We start from the raw sequence: 19,939 nt of genomic DNA on the forward strand, positions 1-19,939 counted from the left end.
CGAACAGCAAACATCGGGAGTGATCAATGAACAAGGTGGAATTCCTCAGCGTCACTAAAGTTCCCTTCGCCGAACGCTATGACAATTTCATCGGCGGCAAATTCGTCGCGCCGATCTCGGGCAAGTATTTCGACAATGCCTCGCCGGTGACCGGCCAGGTCGTCTGCAAGATCGCGCGCTCCGACGCGCAGGACGTCGAGGCGGCCCTCGACGCGGCGCATGCGGCGAAAGCCGCGTGGGGCCGCACCAGCGTCGCCGAGCGCGCCGCGATCCTGAACCGGATCGCCGATCGCATGGAGGAGAATCTCGAGCGTCTCGCCATCGCCGAGACCTGGGACAATGGCAAGCCGATCCGCGAGACCCGCGCCGCCGACCTGCCGCTCGCCATCGATCACTTCCGCTACTTCGCCGGTGTCGTGCGCGCCCAGGAAGGCTCGATCGGCGAGATCGACCACGACACCATCGCCTATCATTTCCACGAGCCGCTCGGCGTGGTCGGCCAGATCATTCCCTGGAACTTCCCGCTGCTGATGGCTTGCTGGAAGCTTGCGCCTGCGCTGGCCGCCGGCAATTGCGTGGTGCTCAAGCCCGCCGAGCAGACGCCGGCCTCGATCATGGTCTGGGCCGAGATCATCGCCGACATCCTGCCGCCGGGCGTCCTCAACATCGTCAACGGATTTGGCCTGGAAGCCGGTAAGCCGCTCGCCTCCAGCCCGCGCATCGCCAAGATTGCGTTCACCGGCGAGACCACGACGGGCCGGCTGATCATGCAATATGCCAGCCAGAACCTCATTCCCGTCACGCTTGAGCTCGGCGGCAAGTCGCCGAACATCTTCTTCAAGGACGTCACTTCCGAGGACGACGACTTCTTCGACAAGGCGATCGAAGGCTTCGTCATGTTCGCGCTGAACCAGGGCGAGGTCTGCACCTGTCCGAGCCGGGCGCTGGTGCATGCGGATATCTATGACCGCTTCATGGAGCGGGCGCTGAAGCGCGTTGCCGCGATCAAGCAGGGCGATCCGCGCGACGCCACCACCATGATCGGCGCGCAGGCCTCGAGCGAGCAGCTGTCCAAGATCCTCTCCTATATCGATATCGGCAAGCAGGAGGGCGCGAAGGTGCTGGCCGGCGGCGGACGTGCCGAGCTCGCAGGCGATCTCGCCGGCGGCTTCTACGTGCAGCCGACCGTGTTCGAGGGCCACAACAAGATGCGGATCTTCCAGGAGGAGATCTTCGGCCCCGTGGTCTCGGTCACGACCTTCAAGACCGACGAGGAGGCGCTCGCGATCGCCAACGACACGCTCTACGGTCTCGGGGCGGGCGTCTGGAGCCGCGATGCCAACCGTTGCTACCGCTTCGGCCGGGAGATCCAGGCCGGCCGGGTCTGGACCAACTGCTACCATGCCTATCCCGCGCATGCGGCCTTCGGCGGCTACAAGCAGTCGGGCGTCGGGCGCGAGACCCACAAGATGATGCTCGATCACTACCAGCAGACCAAGAACCTCCTGGTCAGCTACAGCCCGAAGAAGCTTGGCTTCTTCTGATCGGTCGGCGGAGAGGGCGGCGTCGTTTCGGCGCCGCCCGTTCCGAATGTCAGGTCCCGGTCGCCTCAACGCTTCTTGACGCGGTCACGAATCTGCGCGTGCGGCAGCTTTGCATCGATTTGTTGCCCGATCGGCGCCAAAGATTTTCCAATATTACGATCACGTTGCAGTGCGGCATAATGAAAATCGTGCCATGCCGCCGCGGTGCTTTCCAACGGTGTTTGACTTGGGTTAGAGAGGGCGAAAGTTTTCTCTGACCCGGAATTCCCATGGCCGCACCCAAGAAAGCCGCCGCAAGCACTCCACAGGACAAGACCGACGGCGGTTCGCCCCCGGAATTTACCAGGGAGCAGGAGCTCAAGGCGCTCCGCGACATGCTCCTGATCCGGCGCTTCGAGGAGAAGGCCGGCCAGCTCTACGGCATGGGCGCAATCGGCGGCTTCTGCCACCTCTATATCGGCCAGGAAGCCGTGGTGGTTGGCATGCAGATGGCTCTGAAGGAGGGCGATCAGGTCATCACCGGCTATCGCGATCACGGCCACATGCTCGCCACCGGCATGGAGGCCAACGGCGTCATGGCCGAGCTCACGGGCCGCCGCGGCGGCTATTCCAAGGGCAAGGGCGGCTCCATGCACATGTTCAGCAAGGAGAAGCACTTTTACGGCGGCCACGGCATCGTCGGCGCGCAGGTCTCGCTCGGCACGGGTCTCGCCTTCGCCAATCACTATCGTGGCAATGGCAATGTCAGCGTCACCTATTTCGGCGACGGCGCGGCCAACCAGGGCCAGGTCTATGAGAGCTTCAACATGGCGGAGCTCTGGAAGCTGCCGGTGATCTTTGTCATCGAGAACAACCGCTACGCCATGGGCACCTCGGTCTCGCGCGCCTCGGCGCAGCAGGATTTTTCCAAGCGGGGCGCGTCCTTCAACATTCCCGGCAAGCAGGTCGACGGTATGGATGTCCGCGCCGTGAAGGCTGCGGGCGAGGAGGCGGCGGCCTGGTGCCGTGCCGGCAAGGGTCCCTACATCCTGGAGATGCAGACCTACCGCTATCGCGGCCACTCGATGTCCGATCCTGCAAAATATCGCACGCGTGAGGAGGTCGAGAAGGTCCGCCATGACCAGGACCCGATCGAGCAGGTGCGTAACCGCCTCTTGGCGGCCAAGGTCACCGAGCAGGATCTGAAGGCGATCGACGCCGAGGTGCGCGACGTCGTCAACGCATCCGCCGATTTCGCCCAACATGATCCCGAGCCGGATGCCGCCGAGCTCTGGACCGACGTTTATCGCTGAACGCGCGCAAGCTTTCTTTTGGAGTCGATATGCCAATTCAAGTGCTGATGCCCGCGTTGTCGCCCACGATGGAGAAGGGCAACCTCGCCAAATGGCTGAAGAAAGAGGGCGAGCCGATCAAGTCGGGCGACGTCATCGCCGAGATCGAGACCGACAAGGCGACGATGGAGGTCGAGGCGACCGATGAGGGCACGCTCGGCAAGATCCTGATCCCCGAGGGCACCGCTGACGTCGCGGTCAACACGCCGATCGCGACCATCCTCGCCGACGGCGAGAGCGCCGCCGATCTCGCGAAAGCACCCGCACCGGCCAAGCAGGAGAAGGCTGCGGAGTCCGCTCCGCCCGCCGCTGCAAAGGCCGAAGCGCCTCAGCCCAAGGCCGCGCCAGCCGTGCCGCAGGCCGTGGCCGAGCCCGATCCGGAGGTGCCTGCCGGCACCGAGATGGTGACGCAGACCATCCGCGAAGCCTTGCGCGACGCCATGGCCGAAGAGATGCGCCGCGACGCCGATGTCTTCGTGATGGGCGAAGAGGTCGCCGAATATCAGGGCGCCTACAAGGTCACCCAAGGCCTGCTCCAGGAGTTCGGCGCCAAGCGCGTCATCGACACCCCGATCACCGAGCACGGCTTTGCCGGCGTCGGCGTCGGTGCCGCGATGACCGGCCTCAAGCCGATCGTCGAGTTCATGACCTTCAACTTCGCCATGCAGGCGATCGACCAGATCATCAACTCCGCGGCCAAGACGCTGTACATGTCCGGCGGCCAGATGGGCTGCTCGATCGTGTTCCGCGGGCCCAACGGTGCCGCTGCGCGCGTCGCCGCCCAGCACAGCCAGGACTACTCGGCCTGGTACTCGCACATTCCCGGTCTCAAGGTGGTCGCGCCGTATTCGGCGGCCGATGCCAAGGGTCTGCTCAAGGCCGCGATCCGCGATCCCAACCCGGTGATCTTCCTCGAGAACGAGGTGCTCTACGGTCACACCGGCGAAGTGCCCAAGCTCGACGATTTTGTGATTCCGATCGGCAAGGCGCGCATCGTGCGCTCCGGTGGCCACGTCACCATCATCTCCTGGTCGAACGGCATGACCTATGCGCTCAAGGCCGCCGACGAGCTCGCCAAGGACGGCATCGAGGCCGAGGTGATCGACCTGCGCACGCTGCGCCCGATGGATACCGAGACCATCATCAACTCGGTCAAGAAGACGGGCCGTGCGGTGACGGTGGAGGAGGGCTGGGCCCAGAGCGGCGTCGGCGCCGAGATCGCCGCACGCATCATGGAGAATGCCTTCGATTATCTCGACGCGCCGGTTACGCGCGTCTCCGGCAAGGACGTGCCGATGCCCTATGCCGCGAACCTGGAGAAGCTCGCGCTGCCCTCGGCGGCGGAAGTCGTCGAGGCCGCCAAAGCCGTCTGCTACAGGTAGACCATGGCGGGCCCGAAGGAGCAGCCACTGCCGCCCGACGTCATGACCCGCGAGGACGCGGTCGAGATCTTGCGCGTGTTCGTGCTGGACGGCGGGCTGTCGATGGCGTTCCAGCGCGCCTTCGAGGAGCCCGACATGTGGGGCCTGCTGCTCGTCGATCTCGCCCGCCATGCCGCGCGCGCCTATGCGCGCGAGAGCGAGTACACCGAGGAGGACGCCTTGAACCGGATCCTGGACATGTTCCAGGCCGAGATCGAACGTCCCACCGACACCGGCACGACGACGCCGCGCGGCAAGGGGCACTGACGTGGCGATCGAATCCTATCACTACGATTTCATGCTGGAGGCGATCCGCGAGGCGGAAGCCTCGATCGCGCAAGGTGGCCTGCCGATCGGCGCGGTGCTGACACGCGACAACAAGATCATCGCCCGCGGCCATAACAACCGCGTGCAGGAGAACAACGTGATCCTGCACGGTGAGATGAGCTGCCTGCGCGAGGCGGGCGCAATCACGTTCCACGACACCGTCATGTACACCACGCTGTCGCCCTGCTCGATGTGCGCCGGCGCGCTGGCGCTGTTCAAGGTCAAGCTGGTGGTGATCGGAGAATCCGTCACCTTCCCAGGGTCCAAGGACATCCTCGACAAGTTCGGCATCCCCTGGATCGATCTTGCCGACGACCGCTCCATCACCATGATGAAGACGTGGCGTTCCAATCCCGCCAATGAGCGCCTGTGGCAGGGCGACATCGGCAACTAAACCTGGTCTGTTCGTCTTCGCTTCTGGAGACGACGTTTTGAGAAGTTCTTCGTGAGGTCAGCATGCCCATCAACATCCTGATGCCCGCTCTCTCGCCGACAATGGAGAAGGGCAACCTCGCCAAGTGGCTGAAGAAGGAAGGCGACAAGGTCAAATCCGGCGACGTCATCGCCGAGATCGAGACCGACAAGGCGACCATGGAGGTCGAGGCGATCGACGAGGGCACGATCGCCAAGATCCTGGTACCCGAGGGCACGCAGGACGTCCCGGTCAACGACGTGATCGCGGTGCTGGCCGGCGAGGGCGAGGACGTGAAGGCCGCGGGCGCCGCGAAGCCGACCGCCTCGGCTGCACCGCCCAAGGCCGCTGAGGCACCTGCTGCTGCGCCGGCGCCGGCACCTGCTCCGGCCGCACCGAAGGCGGCGCCGGCACCTGCCGCCGCACCGGCGGCGCAGGCTGCAGCTCCCGCGGCGCACGGCAACGGCCATGGCGGCCGCGTGTTCTCATCGCCGCTGGCGCGCCGTATCGCCAAGGAAGCCGGCATCGACGTTGCGATGGTCGCGGGCACCGGCCCGCACGGCCGCGTGGTCGCGCGCGACGTCGAGCAGGCCAAGTCCGGCAAGGGCCTCAAGGCGCCCGCGGCGGCGCCGTCCGGAGCGCCCTCGATCGCGCCGACCATGTCGGACAAGCAGATCCTGTCGCTGTTCGAGCCTGATACCTACGACATCGTCCCGCATGACGGCATGCGCCGCACCATCGCGCAGCGCCTGACCGCGTCGATCCAGAACGTCCCGCACTTCTATCTCACCATCGACTGCGACATCGGCAAGCTGCTGGTCGCGCGCGAGGAGATCAATGCGGCTGCTCCCAAGGACAAGGAGAAGAAGCCGCTTTACAAGATCTCGGTCAACGACTTCGTCATCAAGGCGATGGCGGTCGCGCTGCAGAAAATCCCGAACTGCAACGTCAGTTGGACCGAAAGCGGCATGGTCAAGCACCACAATTCCGACGTCGGCGTTGCCGTGGCGATGCCGGGCGGCCTGATCACGCCGATCATCCGCAAGGCGGAGACCAAGACGCTCTCCACCATCTCCAACGAGATGAAGGATTTTGCCGCGCGCGCCCGCTCGCGCAAGCTGAAGCCCGAGGAATACCAGGGCGGCACCACGGCCGTCTCCAACCTCGGCATGTACGGCATCAGCCACTTCACCGCCGTGATCAATCCGCCGCACGCGACCATTCTGGCCGTGGGCACCAGCGAAGAGCGTCCCGTCGTGCGCGGCGGCAAAATCGAGGTCGCGAATATGATGAGCGTGACCTTGTCTTGCGATCACCGCGCCATCGACGGCGCGCTCGGCGCCGAGCTGATCGGTGCGTTCAAGCAGCTGATCGAAAATCCCGTCATGATGATGGTCTGACGCGGCGGCAGAGGGGGCAACCTTGCATGTCCGTACCCGCTGGCCATGGATATCGCTGCTGCTCGGAGCCGTTGTCGCGCTCAATCCGATCGGGCTCGATTTTCTTCAATCCGCCTTCCTGTCGGGAGAGCAACTGTCGCGAAACATCGCTCAACCCATTGTGTTGAGCGCGCTGGCCGTTCTGGTCCTGGTCGGGATCATCGAATGGCTGGTCAGGTTTGTTGTCTTCAAGCGCCGCGCCCGCGGCGCTTCTTGAGTTGAACGGGAGCCGCCATGGCCGATACATCCTTCGACGTCATCATCATCGGCTCCGGTCCCGGCGGCTATGTCACCGCGATCCGCGCCGCCCAGCTCGGCTTCAAGACGGCGATCGTCGAAAAATCCTATCTCGGCGGCATCTGCCTGAACTGGGGCTGCATCCCGACCAAGGCGCTGCTGCGTTCGGCCGAGATCTACCACTACATGCAGCACGCCAAGGATTACGGCCTGTCGGCGGAGAAGGTGTCGTTCGATCCGAAGGCCGTGGTGCAGCGCTCGCGTGGCGTCTCGAAGCAGTTGAACACGGGCGTCGGCTTCCTGATGAAGAAGAACAAGGTCAGCGTGATCTGGGGCGCGGCCTCGATCGACGCGCCCGGCAAGGTCACCGTGAAAAAGTCCGATGTCGAGGCGCCGAAGGGCTCGCTGGGGGAGGGGACTTACCAGGCCAAGCACATCATCGTCGCGACTGGCGCGCGGCCGCGCGTTCTGCCGGGGCTCGAGCCCGACCAGAAGCTGGTCTGGACCTATTTCGAGGCGATGGTGCCGGACCGGATTCCGAAGTCGCTGCTGGTGGTCGGCTCCGGCGCGATCGGCATCGAGTTCGCCTCGTTCTTCCACACCATGGGCTCTGACGTCACCGTGGTCGAGGTGCTGCCGCAGATCCTCCCCGTGGAGGACGCGGAGATCGCAGGGCTCGCGCGGAAACGCTTTGAGAAGATGGGCATGAAAATCATGTCCTCGACCAAAGTCACAAAACTCGAGAAGAAGGCCGACAGCGTCGTCGCCACCATCGACGACGGCAAGGGCAAGCCTGTCACGACTGAGTTCGAGCGGGTGATCTCGGCGGTCGGCGTGGTCGGCAACATCGAGAATCTCGGCCTGGAGAAGTTGGGGGTCAAAACCGACCGCGGCATCATCGTGGCCGACGGCCACGGCAAGACCAATGTCCCCGGGATCTACGCCATCGGCGACGTCGCCGGTCCCCCGATGCTCGCGCACAAGGCCGAGCATGAGGGTGTGATCTGCGTCGAGGCGATCAAGGGCCTCAATCCGCACCCCATGGACAAGAACATGATCCCGGGCTGCACCTATTGTCATCCGCAGGTCGCCTCGGTCGGTCTCACCGAAGCCAAGGCCAAGGAGAATGGCCGCGAGATCCGCGTCGGCCGCTTCCCCTTCGTCGGCAACGGCAAGGCGATCGCGCTCGGCGAGGACCAGGGTCTCGTCAAGGTGATCTTCGACAAGAAGACCGGCCAGCTTCTCGGCGCTCACATGGTCGGCGCTGAAGTCACCGAACTGATCCAGGGCTATGTCGTCGCCATGAATCTGGAGACCACGGAAGAAGAACTGATGCACACGGTGTTCCCACATCCGACGCTGTCGGAGATGATGAAGGAAGCCGTGCTGGATGCTTATGGACGGGTGCTGAATATTTGACCGCTTCCGTCATTGCGAGCGCAGCGAAGCAATCCAGAGATATCTCTGCGGATACAGGCTGGATTGCTTCGCTGCGCTCGCAATGACGACCAAAGAGAGCTGTTTTTAGAATAAGAAGGAAACCAACCCATGCACGACAACGACAACCTGACCATCGAACGCCCGACCTTCGTCACGCATCTCGAATGCGCGATGGAAGGCGATCATTATGCGGCCGACCAGGTCCACAATCTCTCCAAGGCCGGCAAGCCGCTTCTGGTGCGCTACGACCTCGCTGGGGTGAAGAAGGCGCTGACCAAGGACGCTTTGGCCCAGCGCCCCGCCGACATGTGGCGCTACCGCGAGCTGCTGCCGGTGCGCAAATGCAGGGACATCGTCTCCCTCGGCGAGGTCACGACGCCGCTGATCCGGCTGCCGAAGCTCGGCGCCAAACTCGGCGGCGGCGAGATCATCGTGAAGGACGAAGGGCGGCTGCCGACCGGCTCGTTCAAGGCGCGCGGCCTCGTGATGGCGGTGTCGATGGGCAAGGCGCTCGGCATCAAGCACATGGCGATGCCGACCAACGGCAACGCCGGCGCGGCGCTCGCGGCCTATGCGACGTCGTGCGGCATCAAGACTACGATCTTCTGCCCGGCCGACACACCGGAAGTGAATGTCAGCGAGATCGAGCTCCAGGGCGCGACCGTCTATCGCGTCAACGGCTATATCGACGATTGCGGCAAGATCGTCGGCGAGGGGAAAGCAAAAGTCGGCTGGTTCGACACGTCGACGCTGAAGGAGCCGTACCGCATCGAGGGCAAGAAGACGATGGGTCTCGAGCTCGCCGAGCAGCTCGGCTGGGACGTGCCTGACGTGATCTTCTATCCGACCGGCGGCGGTACCGGCCTGATCGGCATGTGGAAGGCGTTCGACGAGCTCGAGAAGATCGGCTTCATCGGCCCCAAGCGTCCGCGCATGGTCGCGGTGCAAGCCTCGGGCTGCGCGCCGATGGTGCGGGCCTATGACGAGGGCACCGAGCATGCGACGCGCTGGGAGGATGCGCACACCATCGCTTCCGGCATTCGCGTTCCGCAGGCGATCGGCGATTTCCTGATCCTGCGCGCAGTGCGGCAGAGCAAGGGTTTTGCCATCGCGGTCGACGACGACAAGATCTCGTCGGCGCTGAGCGAGGTTGCGCGCGAGGAGGGGCTGCTGTTGTGCCCCGAGGGCGCCGCCACCTACGCCGCCTACAAGCAGAGCCTCGCAGACGGCCGCGTCAGCAAGACCGACCGCGTGATGCTGTTCAACTGTGCGACCGGCCTGAAATATCCATTGCCGCCGGTCACCCGTACGCTCGATCGCCACAAGCCGATCGATTACACGCAGTTCTAGAGTATGATCCGGAAAAGTGTGCAGCGGTTTTCCGAAAAGATCATGCTCAAACGATAACCTAGAGCGCGATGACGATTCATCCTAATCTCATCGCGCTTTAGATTGGCGCGGCAATACGCCACGATTGATCCCTCTTCCCGTACGCGGGCAGAGGGCCAAAAATAATAAAGACATTGCTGGGGAGAGGACCATGAAGGCCGCTTGGGCTGCGCTGATTGCTATTCTCGCTGTTGCAGGCGCCGCGCGCGCCGACGATTATCCCACGCGTCCCATCACAATCATCGTGCCATTCGCGGCCGGCGGGCCGTCGGATGCAATGGCGCGGATGCTTGCGGAACGCATGCGGGTGTCGCTTGGCCAGCCCGTGGTGATCGAGAACGTCACCGGCGCGGGCGGCTCGATCGGCGTCGGCCGCGCCGTGCAGTCACCGCCGGACGGCTACACCATCTCATTCGGCCATCTCGGCACCCACGTCGCCAACGGTGCCGTCTACAAGCTCAAATACGACCTCGTCGCCGACCTCGAGCCGGTGGTGCTGTTGCCGAGCAATCCGATGATCATTGTCAGCAAGAACGCGGTGCCCGCGACCTCGCTGAAAGAGTTCATTGAGTGGCTAAAGTCGCGGCCGTCGCCGCCCACAGCGGGCACCGCCGGCGCGGGCTCCGGCAGCCACATCGCCGGCGTCTATTTCGAGAGCGTCTCCGGCATCAAGCTGCAATACGTGCCGTATCGCGGCACCGCGCCCGCCCTCAACGATCTCATCGCCGGCCAGATCGACCTCATCGTCGACCAGACCTCCAACTCAATCAACCAGGTCCGCGCCGGCACCATTCGCGCCTTCGCCATCACCGACGACAAGCGCCTGCCGTCGGCGCCGGAGATTCCAACCGCGGCGGAGGCGGGTCTCAAGGGTTTCAACATGACGCTGTGGTCGGGCATGTGGGTGCCGAAAGGGACGCCGAAGGAGATCGTGACCAAGCTCAATGCGGCGGCCGTGGAAGCGCTGAACGATCCCGGAGTGAGGAAGCAACTCGAAAGCCAGGGCCTGGAGATGACGCCCAAAGATCAGCTCACGCCAGAAGCGCTCGGCACCCGCCAGAAGGCGGAGATCGCAAAATGGTGGCCGATCATCAAGGCGGCCAACATCAAGGTGGATTGAGGCGGCGGTGCTGTTGTCAGCGTGTCGCCTTCGCTGACCGCCGGAGAATCACTTCATGGTTTCGCCACCTGTTGCCAGCGCTACCTCCAGGCATTGCATCAGATCCGAGGCGGCGAACGGCTTACCGAGGAAACAACTTGCCCCCGCTTTAAGCGCCCGCACACGCACGCTCTCATCCGGAAAAGCAGTGATGAAGATGAATGGCGTCGCCGACCCCTGCGCGCGCATCTGCGTCAGCAGATCGATTCCAGTGACCGACGGCATCTGCACGTCCGCGATCACGCACGAGGTGTCGGTCGAATCGGCCGACCGCAAAAACTCCTCGGCGGAGGCGAATGTGTGGACGATGTATCCGCGGGATTCCAAGAGATTGTTGATCGCGGCCCGCACGTAGGGATCATCATCAAGCACCGAAATGACCGAAGCCACTGACAAGACGTCCGCTCCTCGCTCGGGATTGCGCTTGCCGTCGCCACGGCCATACCTAAACGTGCAAGGTGGACCTGCCAGCCACCATTGGAAACTCATACTTAGGTTTGTACGTCGGGCTTGCTGGGTCGAATCCCGAGCGCCTCGCTCATCCTCACGAGGTCGGCCAGCGACTTCGCACCCATTTTCCGCATGATCTTGCCGCGATAGATCTTGACGGTGATTTCCGCCAAGCCGAGCTGGGCGGCCACTTGCTTGTTCATCAGGCCCGACGTCACCAGTGACAAGACGTCCCGCTCCCGCGAGCTGAGTGACTCGAAGCGTGATCTGACGTTCGAGACCGTCTTGTTGAGGTCGCGGCGCTTGCGGTCTCGCTCGATTGCGGCCTGGACCGCGTCCAGGATGTCCTGGTCGCGAACCGGCTTGGTCAGGAAGTCGATCGCGCCGCTCTTCATGGCCCGAACAGTCATGGGAATATCACCATGACCGGTGATGAAGATGATGGGCGTCTGGATATTTGCCTTGGCAAGATCGGTCTGCAGCTCAAGGCCGCTCGTTCCGGGCAGGCGGATGTCGAGCACCAAACAACTGGGGACGTCTGGCGGCTTGGCCTGCAGGAGTTGCGGCGCCGAGCCGAATGCTTCGACCTTGAGGCCGACCGACTCGAATAGATTGGTGAGCGCACGGCGCATGGACGCGTCGTCGTCGACGATGAAGACGATTGGCTGGTCGCCGTCCTCCTTGGGCGAAGGCTCCGCGCGCTCGGTCACAATGCGTCCTCTCGATGGAGCGGCAGCGTGATCTGAAAGGTCGCGCCATGCTCCTGGTTCGGTATGGCGGAAAGTCGTCCGCCATGGGCCTCGATAATGGAGCGGCAGATCGACAGGCCCATGCCCATGCCGGAGGACTTGGTGGTAAAGAACGGCATGAACAGGCGGTCCATTGCCTGTTCGCAGATACCAGCGCCGCAGTCGGATACGCTCACCAGCACCGCGCCATCGTCGTCGGCCGCTGAACGGATCGCCAGCTCGCGCGGGCGATCATCGATGCCTTCCATGGCCTCGATCCCGTTCTTGATCAGGTTGATCAGGACCTGCTGCAATTGAATTCGATCGCCAAAGATCCTGGGCAGTGCCGACGACAGCTCCATTCGAACCGACACGGCATGGCTGGCCATCTCACGCTGAACGAGCGCGACAGCCTCGCGCACGACCACGCTGACGTCGAGCGGAGCCATCTCGATTTCGGAGCGCTTGGCGAGCGCCCGAACGTGACGGATCACGTCGCTGGCACGCTTGCCGTCCTCGATGATCCACTCCACCGAGCGGCGCGCCGCCTTGAGATCGGGCGGACTGCGCTGCAGCCAGGCGACGCAAGCGTCGGCGTTTGCGATCACCGCGGCGAGCGGCTGGTTGATTTCATGGGCGATTGAAGCGGTCAGCTCCCCCAGTGTCGTGACGCGCGTGACATGGGCGAGCTCGGCTTGAGCCTTGCGCAGCGCATCTTCGGCCTGATCGGCCCGGATGGCCGCGGTCACGTCGGTGCAGACGCCCCGATAACCCAGAAAGGCCCCGTTGGCGTCGAAGAACGGCTTGCCGCTGGTTCGGACATAGATCGGGTGTCCGTTGCGGTCCTTGCTGCGGTACACGAGATCGCGGAACGGGATGTGGGCGTCGAGCGCCGCGCGATGTTGTCGCCATTTTTCGGGCTCGAGATCGGAGTCCGGAGCAATGTCCCAGCGCGTGAGCCCGATCAGGCCGGCGGGGGCGGTGACGGTATCTGAATGTTCCGATACTTGAGTGACGCGATGGTCTGGCCCCGTCTCCCAGAACCAGTCGGAGGCGGTTTCGGCATAGTCGCGAAAGCGCTGCTCGCTGTCACGAAGCCTGCGTTCTGCCTCCTTGGTCGCCGTGATGTCGGTCACCGATCCAACGAACTCCACGTGACCGCTGGCATCTCGCGTCGCCCGGGCGACGGCTCGGACGTACTTGATGGAACCGTCGGGCATCACCAGCCGGTATTCGTGATCGTAATCTTTCCCCTCGCGCGCCGCCCGGCCCGTGGTCTTCTGCACTGCGAGCCGGTCCTCCGGATGGATCCGCTGGAGCATGAACGGGATCTCTGGCTTGGTCCCCTCGTCGCAGTCGAAGATGCGATAGGTCTCCTTGGACCAGGTGATCTCGCCGGTTGCGGCCCTCCAGCCGAAACTGCCGGTGTGGCTCAATTCCTGCGCCTGGGCGAGGTAAGCTTCGCTCTGTCGCAGCGCATTCTCCGCTTCCTTGCGCTCGGTGATGTTCTCGCAGGCGACCAGCACGATTGGCCCGCCATTGGCCCGCAGCATGGTCTTGGCGTTCTCGCGCACCCATAGCACCGAGCCGTCCTTGCGAACCTTCCGAATCTCCCAGGTGTGTGACTGATCGATGGTCTCAAGGCACAGCGCGACACACGCGCGGACGAAGTCGCGGTCTTCCTCGAAAAAGACATCCAGCACCGATCGGCCGATCAACTCCGCGGCCGTATAGCCCAGTTGCGCCGCGCCGAACGTGTTCACGTTGATCACGGTTCCGCTCGGGTCGACCATGAAATACATGACCGGGTTGTGCTCGAAGACTTGCTGCCACTGCTTGACCGCCTCCAGCAGACCGGCGTCACCGGTCTCAGTGCGCGGCTTGGGGGTGACAACTTGCCTGACACAGCCGGCGAGGAATTGCGCGGCTGACTTCCCGAACGTGGCTGCCCGGCCCGGCTTCATCGCAGACGCTCCCGGCGCTCTCTGCGTGAACGCAAGTAGAGCACGTTGCCGCCGGAGGAGCAATTCCGGCCAAAGTCGGATGGCGACTGCGACATTGGCCTTGGAATTGGCTGCTCGCCGCCCTGTTCGCCGCAGCGCATCAAGCACGTCGTGCCAGCCAAGTTTTTCACGGTCACCGTGCAGCTCGTGCGTCATTCGCTGTCTCGTTGAGCATGGGCCATCGCGAGAGTCCCGGGCGACTACGGGACAAACCTAAGTATAGCTCCTCCATTCCTAGTCATGTCGGCCAATTACCTCCGTACAATTGAGCGTCTTGTTCTGGGGGGACTAGTCTCACGGCCAATCGGGAGTGTCGACCAGCCAATCGCAGTGTTCGCACGAGAACCGGGTCTGAAGCATATAGCCCCGGGCGCTTTCACCGACACAGGCAGGCGACCAGCGACGAGGCAGCGGCATTTCTCGACACGCAGCCGCGATCTCCGCAACTCACGACCCGAGTGAATTCGAAGGAAACCAATAGGCAAGAGCGCAAGCAGCCGAAAGAGGGAGAGAACAATGTGCGATACGTCGCAACTTCCTGAGCGTCGCCTATCCGAGTCCGAACGTTGCTCTTCGATCAAGGGCTGTGCGGTGTGTGGCGGCAAGTTTGGTCTGATCCGCTACTATTCCTGGCGCACTGCGCTCTGCTCCAAGAAATGCGTTGATCGCTTCCGCACACGCCGCGAACGCGACCGCCGGTGGCTGTTTCGGGCGCAGGTCGCGTGAGGGCTGAATTGGAGAGCTGATATCTAATCCGGGAGCCCGTGCGTTGATCCGTTCATGCAAGCTCTTGTGCGCGATGGTTCTCCTCGGCGCCGCTGCGACGGCCCAGGCGCAGGAGACGGGACACGGCACCGTTCATCGCCAGCACCCACCCCAGGACCAGGCGCTGCACGAAAAATTCTATTCGACCTGGCACATGCCGGATAATCCGAGCCTCAGTTGCTGCAGCAACGCGGACTGCTATCCGACCGACATCAAGTACATCGACGGTCGGCTCTATGCACGGCGCAGGGAGGACGGGAGATTCATTCTGATCCCACCGCAAAAAGTGGAGCGAAACAGGGATAATCCGGACGGCCGAAACCATCTTTGCGCTCCACCGCCCGCACTGTCTCCGATGGACAGCGTTTACTGCTTCGCTTTGGGAGGTGCCACATGAGATTCGCGTTCGTCCTCGTGAACGGCCGGACCCCGTTCCGGAAGACCTGGTGCATGCAGTGCTGCGAGCCGATCGGCGGCAGCTATCTCCGCGAGATCACGACCCGTCTGCCTTACTGCGACTATCAGTGTTACGCATTGTTCTGCGAGGCGCTCGCGAAAGATCGCGTGAGGGCGGCTTCATGAAATTCGTGGTGGTCAATCACGAGCCCCCGTTGCGCACCGCCACGTGCAGCGCATGCTCGCGGTCAATCGGGATCGGCTATGTCAGGCATGTGCGGACACAGCGCTGCTACTGTGACACCGATTGCTACCGGCGCGGCGAACTCGTCACGTACTTCATGCAATGGTCGATGCCCGGGCGCACAGAAACGGCCGCCGGGAACGTCGAGCTCGCCGCTGGCAACATGATCGAGACGTTGGCGGTCCTGAGTGCCGTCTCGTGCTGGAGCTGCACGATACACGCCTGGACCTTCGCAAGAGCGTTGACCGGCGCATATTTGGGCGGTGGCGATCTGATCGACGGAAGGAGGTGACACCTGGCTGCGCGACTATACGCGCGTGGAAGCCGCAGCACCGTAACCCCGCAGGCGCCGCGTCCAGCCCCGGCGGCGTTGACTAGGGAGCGGGTGCTGCGGCCGCCACGGGTGCGGTTGCGCTCACCTCGTGAGTGACGACGCGCTGGTCGCTCTTGCCGGCGATGATGCTGCTGTCTTCGAACCGCGCACGGTAGACAAGGACGTTCTCGATCACGCGCTGGACGTAGTTGCGCGTCTCCGACAGCGGGATGCGCTCCACCCAGTCGACCGGATCGACCTTGGGATCTCTGGGATCGCCACGCGCCTGCACCCATTCGCGCACACGGCCGCGGCCGGCATTGTAGCCGGCGAAGGTCATGATCTGGTTGCCGCGATATTCCGACAAGAGCGCGCTGAGCTCGGCCGCGCCCATCTGGGTGTTGTAGACGGGATCGGACACCATCCTGTCCCAGTCATAGGTCAGGCCGAAGCGTTTGGCGGTGTCGCGGCCCGCTTCCGGGGTCACCTGCATCAGCCCGACCGCATTGGCAGGCGACTTGTCGCGCTGGTCGAACGAGCTTTCGGTGCGCGCCACTGAATAGATCACGCTGGTCTCGATCGCGGGTGCGACCTGCTTGTGCTCGGGAATGCCGATGGTGGGGAAGGCGTAGTGGTCGAGCGCGAGCCCGCGCGCCAGGGCCGACTTGCCGACCTCCAGCATCACGCGTGCGTCGTTGCGCTGTCCGGCGAGCGCGGCGAGCGCTTCGAGCGCCGCGGCGTCGGAGCTCTCCTTGGCAAAATCCTCGGCATAATAGAACACGACGTCGCGCTCGCCGATATCGTAGAGCATGTTGGCTGCGCGCACGCGCTCGTCCGCCAACTGCGTGTCGGCGGCGGCCAGCACGGGCGAGGGCGCGCGCAGTTCGATTCGGTCCAGGCCGAGCTTTGCGCGGGCGAGCTGACCGTAATAGGCGGTCTGATAGCGCGCTGCCGCCCGATAGCTCATGCGTGCGTCGGCTGTGGCACCCATCGCCTCGGCGGCGCGGCCGCGCCAGTAATGGGCGCGCGACAGCGCGATCGGATTGGCCGAGCCTGCGTCGATCGCGGCGAAGTGCACCATCGCCGTCTTGGGATCGTCGAGATAGCGCAGCGCGATCCAGCCGCACATGAAGTGGTAGTCGACGCGATAGACTTCCTTCTCCGGCACCGCGGCCGTGCGCACCACGTCATAGGCGGTCTTGAACTTGCCCTGGTCGAGCAGCTTGCGCGCCAGCAGGCGGCGCTCGCGCCACCAGGCATCGGTGTCCTGCGCGGCCATCGTGTCGGGCCGGGCGGCGAGGATCACCTCGGCTGCGTCGTCGATGCGGTCGTTCTGAAGATGCCACTGAGCGCGGCACAGCACATAGCCGAGATCGCGCCGCGCCTCGGTCGAGACGTCCTCGAGATAGTCCTTGGCCTTGCTCGCCTTGCCGGTGACGGCGGCGCAGGCCTTCACGATCGCGAGCGCATCCTCGCCGAGACGTTTGGCCGCGCGCCTTGCGCCTGCGTAGTCCTTGGCGCCGAGGCGCTTGTCCATGCGCGCGCGGTGATCGTCGGCGGATAGAAGGTCGCTGAACGCCGCATAGGAGTCCTCTTCGCTCCGCTCGGTCAATTCGTCCGTGCGCCAGGCCTCGCGCACGAGACGCGCAGCCCTGTCGGTCTCGCCTTCAGTGAGCAGTACGCGGGCCAGCGCGAACTTGCCCTTGGCGCTGGTCGGCCGGTCCATGGTGAATGTGTGCACAATGGCCGCGTCACTCTTCTCCTGCCACAGCCGCGCCTCGGCGCGGCGGCGGAGCAGGGCGCTGCTCGGCCAGTCCGGATTGGCGGCGAGGAAGGCGGCGTAGCGCTTGAAATTCGCCGTGCTCTCGGAGTGGCGCAGCATGAACCAGTCCGCAAGCCTCTGTCCGGCGGGGTCAGTGATGCGGTCGCGCGCGGCGCCCGCATCCTCGGTCTTGCCCTTGCGCGCGAGGTCGATCGCATCCTTCAGCGCGGCGAGATCGCCGGTCAGCGGCGGTGGTGCCGGCTTGTCCGAGGGCTCGTCGACCGTTTTCTTCGGCTTGCGCTTGGCCTCGACGTGCTTGCCGTGCCGCGCTTTGCCGGCGGAGGCATGGCGCTGCTTGCCGGCTTTCGCCTCATGCGTCTTCTTCGGCGCGGAAGATTTATGACTGCTCTTCGCCGCCAACTCGGTGGGAAGGAGGGCCATTGTGGCCACGGCAACGACACACGCGAGCGAGCGTAGGCACTGGTTCATTCCATGGTCCCCCTGCGAAACCACTACAAACCAAGGTCCGCGACGACATGCGGCTTGAGAATCAAGAGACGACACCAAACGATGTCATGACATCGTTTCGCATTCCTCACGCTCTCGCAACAATGCGGCAAAATACGGATGGGAACTCGGGAACTTCCGAAATAGCGGAAAAGGCAGCGTGTTTAACCTTTGTTAACGATTGAGGCTCGCGCGACGGTTGCGTACGGCTCACGGCGTCAGAAAGGCGAGATTGCGCGTGTTCCCATGGCTAAATCCGGTGTATTGAGTTCCCTCGCTTCATCCTTTCAGCCTTTGCCCTGCACCTATGCCGATTTTCAACCAGTCGATCCGGCGCAAGATCGTCGGTATCGCCCTCGGATTGATCGTCCTGATGCTGGTCACCTCGATCCTGTCGATGGTGATGTCGAGCAAGGTCGGCGTCCTCCTGGACGAGCTGACCAACCGCTACATCCCGGCCTACGGCCATCTGGCGCGCGCCAACATCCGCTCGCTGGAGCGTGCGCTGGCGCTGCGGCGCATGGTCATGACCAAGATGCAGTCGCCGTCGGACGAGGAGGCCTATGCGGCGCGCGTGCGCGAGTTCGAGCAGACCGACCGCAGGATCGAGGAGGAGGCCGAGAGCGCACGCACGCTCATCAACGCCATCATCAACGATCCCAGGACACCGTCCGACAATGCTGCCCTGGCGCGGATCGAGCTCCGCATCGAGACCGCCGTCACTGAGCTGCGCCGCGATCTGACCGAGGACCACGCAAAGCTGGCCAAGCAGGTCGATGCCAGACAGATGGCGGAGGCCCGCGGCACGCTGGAGCACATCGACGTGCTGCGCGACCAGTTCAATCAGAAGATCGATGCGATCCGCGCCGACATGCTGACGCAGGTTTTCTTCAGCACGTCGCAGGTGATCAGCCACCAGCACCAGGCGATCATCGTATCGGGCATCGTGACCTTGCTCGCAGCGATCGTTGGATTTGCCTTTGCGCTCCTGGTGAGTAGCGGCATCACGCGCCCGGTGCGGCTGCTGCTCGCCGGCACCCGCGAGGTCGAGGCGGGCCGGTTCGACAAGCCCATTACCGTCTCCACCCAGGATGAGATCGGCGAGCTTGCCGCGGCCTTCAACCGCATGATCGAGCAGCTCCGGCACAACGAGCGCATCCGTGAGACCTTCGGCCGCTACATCGACCCGAAGGTGGTGCAGGGCCTGATTGACCGGCCGGAGGTCGCCATCGACGGCCAGCGCCGGGTCATGACCATCATGTTCTGCGACATGAGTGGCTTCACCTCGATGAGCGAGGGCGTGACCCCGCGCGGCCTCGTCAAGGTGATGAACCACTATTTCACGGTGATGTCCGGCCCCATCCGCAGCAATCGCGGCATCATCGACAAATATATCGGCGATGCAATCATGTGCTATTGGGGCCCGCCCTTCATCGAGGAGGGCGAGCAGGCGATGCTCGCCGGCCTTGCCGCCATCGAGATGGCCGATCAGGTGCCCGCGCTCCAGAAGCAGCTGCCGGATCTGCTCGGCATCCGCGCCATGCCGGCGCCGTGCGATCTGCGCATCGGCATCGCCACCGGCGAGGTCCTGACCGGCAGCATCGGCTCCGAGCTGATGATGAGCTTTACCGTGATGGGTGACGCCGTGAACCTCGCCTCGCGGCTGGAGGCCGCCAACAAGGCCTACGGCACCCGCATCCTGGTCTCGCAGGCAACGGCGGATGCGATCGGCTCACAGCTCGAACTGCGTGAGATTGATCGCGTCGCGGTCGCGGGGCAGCGCGCACCGCAAGCTGTTTTCGAGGTGATGGGCAGGGCCGGCGCACTCACCGATGCGCAAGCGCGCCTGCGCACGCTCTATGCCGAAGGTCTCGACGCCTATCGCGCCGGGCACTTCGACGACGCCCGCGCCGCCTTCAACGCCGCGCTCGAAGCGGTCCCCGGCGACGGTCCCTCACGCACGCTGCTCGGCCGCATCGCGCAATTCGAGGCCAACCCGCCGGACGGCGGTTGGGACGGCGCCTGGCGGTTGGAGCAGAAATAGCATTGCCTGCCGTCCGGCGTCGCCGAAC

Annotated in this window: 18 protein-coding genes; 13 read left to right on the plus strand and 5 right to left on the minus strand. The window is 64.0% G+C overall.

Annotated features, from left to right (window positions below; genetic code table 11):
• The first annotated feature begins 26 nt into the window (after window positions 1–26).
• Entirely contained in the window at window positions 27–1,544 is a 1,518-nt protein-coding gene (adh, locus tag ACR9YP_RS24140) for an aldehyde dehydrogenase (protein ID WP_370990024.1), read from the plus strand.
• Window positions 1,545–1,609: 65 nt separating this feature from the next.
• On the opposite strand, the gene ACR9YP_RS24145 is transcribed toward adh, so the two are convergent.
• The gene (locus tag ACR9YP_RS24145; RefSeq protein WP_474217260.1) at window positions 1,610–1,759 is read right to left on the minus strand and encodes a hypothetical protein; all 150 of its coding nucleotides are present in this window, start codon (window positions 1,757–1,759) and stop codon (window positions 1,610–1,612) included.
• Window positions 1,760–1,813: 54 nt separating this feature from the next.
• On the opposite strand from ACR9YP_RS24145, the gene pdhA reads away from it, so the two are divergent.
• The 9 genes from pdhA to ACR9YP_RS24190 all read left to right on the plus strand — a co-directional run bounded on the left by pdhA (window position 1,814) and on the right by ACR9YP_RS24190 (window position 10,660).
• A complete protein-coding gene (pdhA, locus tag ACR9YP_RS24150) occupies window positions 1,814–2,836 on the plus strand; it encodes a pyruvate dehydrogenase (acetyl-transferring) E1 component subunit alpha (RefSeq protein WP_091885651.1) in 1,023 nt (340 codons plus the stop codon).
• 29 nt (window positions 2,837–2,865) lie between these two features.
• Window positions 2,866–4,257 (plus strand): pyruvate dehydrogenase complex E1 component subunit beta, encoded by a 1,392-nt coding sequence (locus tag ACR9YP_RS24155; protein WP_474217261.1) that lies wholly within the window; start codon window positions 2,866–2,868, stop codon window positions 4,255–4,257.
• A 3-nt stretch (window positions 4,258–4,260) separates the two neighbouring features.
• Window positions 4,261–4,563, plus strand: coding sequence for a DUF5076 domain-containing protein (locus tag ACR9YP_RS24160; RefSeq protein WP_027559362.1), 303 nt, complete (start codon window positions 4,261–4,263; stop codon window positions 4,561–4,563).
• Window position 4,564: 1 nt separating this feature from the next.
• On the plus strand, window positions 4,565–5,017 hold the full coding sequence (locus ACR9YP_RS24165; RefSeq protein ID WP_128933542.1) for a nucleoside deaminase: 453 nt from the start codon (window positions 4,565–4,567) through the stop codon (window positions 5,015–5,017).
• A 62-nt stretch (window positions 5,018–5,079) separates the two neighbouring features.
• Window positions 5,080–6,435 carry a pyruvate dehydrogenase complex dihydrolipoamide acetyltransferase gene (locus tag ACR9YP_RS24170; protein ID WP_474217265.1) on the plus strand — a complete coding sequence of 452 codons (1,356 nt, stop codon included), beginning with the start codon at window positions 5,080–5,082 and terminating at the stop codon, window positions 6,433–6,435.
• A gap of 22 nt (window positions 6,436–6,457) precedes the next feature.
• Entirely contained in the window at window positions 6,458–6,691 is a 234-nt protein-coding gene (locus tag ACR9YP_RS24175; protein ID WP_474217266.1) for a hypothetical protein, read from the plus strand.
• A gap of 17 nt (window positions 6,692–6,708) precedes the next feature.
• The gene (gene lpdA / locus ACR9YP_RS24180) at window positions 6,709–8,130 is read left to right on the plus strand and encodes a dihydrolipoyl dehydrogenase (protein WP_438108115.1); all 1,422 of its coding nucleotides are present in this window, start codon (window positions 6,709–6,711) and stop codon (window positions 8,128–8,130) included.
• Between the two features lie 129 nt (window positions 8,131–8,259).
• The gene (locus ACR9YP_RS24185; protein ID WP_474217268.1) at window positions 8,260–9,501 is read left to right on the plus strand and encodes a threonine synthase; all 1,242 of its coding nucleotides are present in this window, start codon (window positions 8,260–8,262) and stop codon (window positions 9,499–9,501) included.
• 190 nt (window positions 9,502–9,691) lie between these two features.
• Window positions 9,692–10,660, plus strand: coding sequence for a tripartite tricarboxylate transporter substrate binding protein BugD (locus ACR9YP_RS24190; RefSeq protein WP_474217270.1), 969 nt, complete (start codon window positions 9,692–9,694; stop codon window positions 10,658–10,660).
• A gap of 48 nt (window positions 10,661–10,708) precedes the next feature.
• Here the strand turns inward: ACR9YP_RS24190 and ACR9YP_RS24195 are convergent, their stop codons facing one another.
• The 3 genes from ACR9YP_RS24195 to ACR9YP_RS24205 form a co-directional block, all read right to left on the minus strand.
• A complete protein-coding gene (locus ACR9YP_RS24195) occupies window positions 10,709–11,095 on the minus strand; it encodes a response regulator transcription factor (RefSeq protein ID WP_474217271.1) in 387 nt (128 codons plus the stop codon).
• Between the two features lie 95 nt (window positions 11,096–11,190).
• Window positions 11,191–11,859: a response regulator transcription factor gene (locus ACR9YP_RS24200; RefSeq protein WP_474217272.1), complete on the minus strand. Its 669-nt coding sequence runs from the start codon at window positions 11,857–11,859 to the stop codon at window positions 11,191–11,193.
• Window positions 11,856–13,841, minus strand: a complete 1,986-nt coding sequence (locus ACR9YP_RS24205; protein ID WP_474217273.1) for a PAS domain S-box protein — start codon at window positions 13,839–13,841, stop codon at window positions 11,856–11,858. Before ACR9YP_RS24205 ends, ACR9YP_RS24200 begins: the two co-directional genes overlap by 4 nt.
• Window positions 13,842–15,038: 1,197 nt before the next feature.
• On the opposite strand from ACR9YP_RS24205, the gene ACR9YP_RS24210 reads away from it, so the two are divergent.
• Both ACR9YP_RS24210 and ACR9YP_RS24215 read left to right on the plus strand, forming a co-directional pair.
• Entirely contained in the window at window positions 15,039–15,227 is a 189-nt protein-coding gene (locus ACR9YP_RS24210; protein WP_474217274.1) for a hypothetical protein, read from the plus strand.
• Window positions 15,224–15,577 carry a hypothetical protein gene (locus tag ACR9YP_RS24215; RefSeq protein WP_474217275.1) on the plus strand — a complete coding sequence of 118 codons (354 nt, stop codon included), beginning with the start codon at window positions 15,224–15,226 and terminating at the stop codon, window positions 15,575–15,577. The genes ACR9YP_RS24210 and ACR9YP_RS24215 overlap by 4 nt, the downstream gene beginning before the upstream one ends.
• An 82-nt stretch (window positions 15,578–15,659) precedes the next feature.
• Here the strand turns inward: ACR9YP_RS24215 and ACR9YP_RS24220 are convergent, their stop codons facing one another.
• A complete protein-coding gene (locus tag ACR9YP_RS24220) occupies window positions 15,660–17,849 on the minus strand; it encodes a lytic transglycosylase domain-containing protein (protein ID WP_474217277.1) in 2,190 nt (729 codons plus the stop codon).
• Window positions 17,850–18,174: 325 nt separating this feature from the next.
• Between ACR9YP_RS24220 and ACR9YP_RS24225 the strand changes: the two genes are divergently transcribed.
• Window positions 18,175–19,911 (plus strand): adenylate/guanylate cyclase domain-containing protein, encoded by a 1,737-nt coding sequence (locus tag ACR9YP_RS24225; protein ID WP_474217278.1) that lies wholly within the window; start codon window positions 18,175–18,177, stop codon window positions 19,909–19,911.
• The last annotated feature ends 28 nt before the right edge of the window (window positions 19,912–19,939 follow it).

It is taken from the genome of Bradyrhizobium sp. BR14999 (genome assembly GCF_056106085.1).

Excerpts from the sequence above, each read along its gene's own strand:
- adh (WP_370990024.1), top strand. The coding sequence starts at position 27 with ATGAACAAGGTGGAATTCCTCAGCGTCACTAAAGTTCCCTTCGCCGAA.
- pdhA (WP_091885651.1), top strand. The coding sequence starts at position 1,814 with ATGGCCGCACCCAAGAAAGCCGCCGCAAGCACTCCACAGGACAAGACC.
- ACR9YP_RS24155 (WP_474217261.1), top strand. The coding sequence starts at position 2,866 with ATGCCAATTCAAGTGCTGATGCCCGCGTTGTCGCCCACGATGGAGAAG.
- ACR9YP_RS24160 (WP_027559362.1), top strand. The coding sequence starts at position 4,261 with ATGGCGGGCCCGAAGGAGCAGCCACTGCCGCCCGACGTCATGACCCGC.
- ACR9YP_RS24170 (WP_474217265.1), top strand. The coding sequence starts at position 5,080 with ATGCCCATCAACATCCTGATGCCCGCTCTCTCGCCGACAATGGAGAAG.
- lpdA (WP_438108115.1), top strand. The coding sequence starts at position 6,709 with ATGGCCGATACATCCTTCGACGTCATCATCATCGGCTCCGGTCCCGGC.
- ACR9YP_RS24185 (WP_474217268.1), top strand. The coding sequence starts at position 8,260 with ATGCACGACAACGACAACCTGACCATCGAACGCCCGACCTTCGTCACG.
- ACR9YP_RS24190 (WP_474217270.1), top strand. The coding sequence starts at position 9,692 with ATGAAGGCCGCTTGGGCTGCGCTGATTGCTATTCTCGCTGTTGCAGGC.
- ACR9YP_RS24205 (WP_474217273.1), bottom strand. The coding sequence starts at position 13,841 with ATGAAGCCGGGCCGGGCAGCCACGTTCGGGAAGTCAGCCGCGCAATTC.
- ACR9YP_RS24210 (WP_474217274.1), top strand. The coding sequence starts at position 15,039 with ATGAGATTCGCGTTCGTCCTCGTGAACGGCCGGACCCCGTTCCGGAAG.
- ACR9YP_RS24215 (WP_474217275.1), top strand. The coding sequence starts at position 15,224 with ATGAAATTCGTGGTGGTCAATCACGAGCCCCCGTTGCGCACCGCCACG.
- ACR9YP_RS24220 (WP_474217277.1), bottom strand. The coding sequence starts at position 17,849 with ATGAACCAGTGCCTACGCTCGCTCGCGTGTGTCGTTGCCGTGGCCACA.
- ACR9YP_RS24225 (WP_474217278.1), top strand. The coding sequence starts at position 18,175 with ATGCCGATTTTCAACCAGTCGATCCGGCGCAAGATCGTCGGTATCGCC.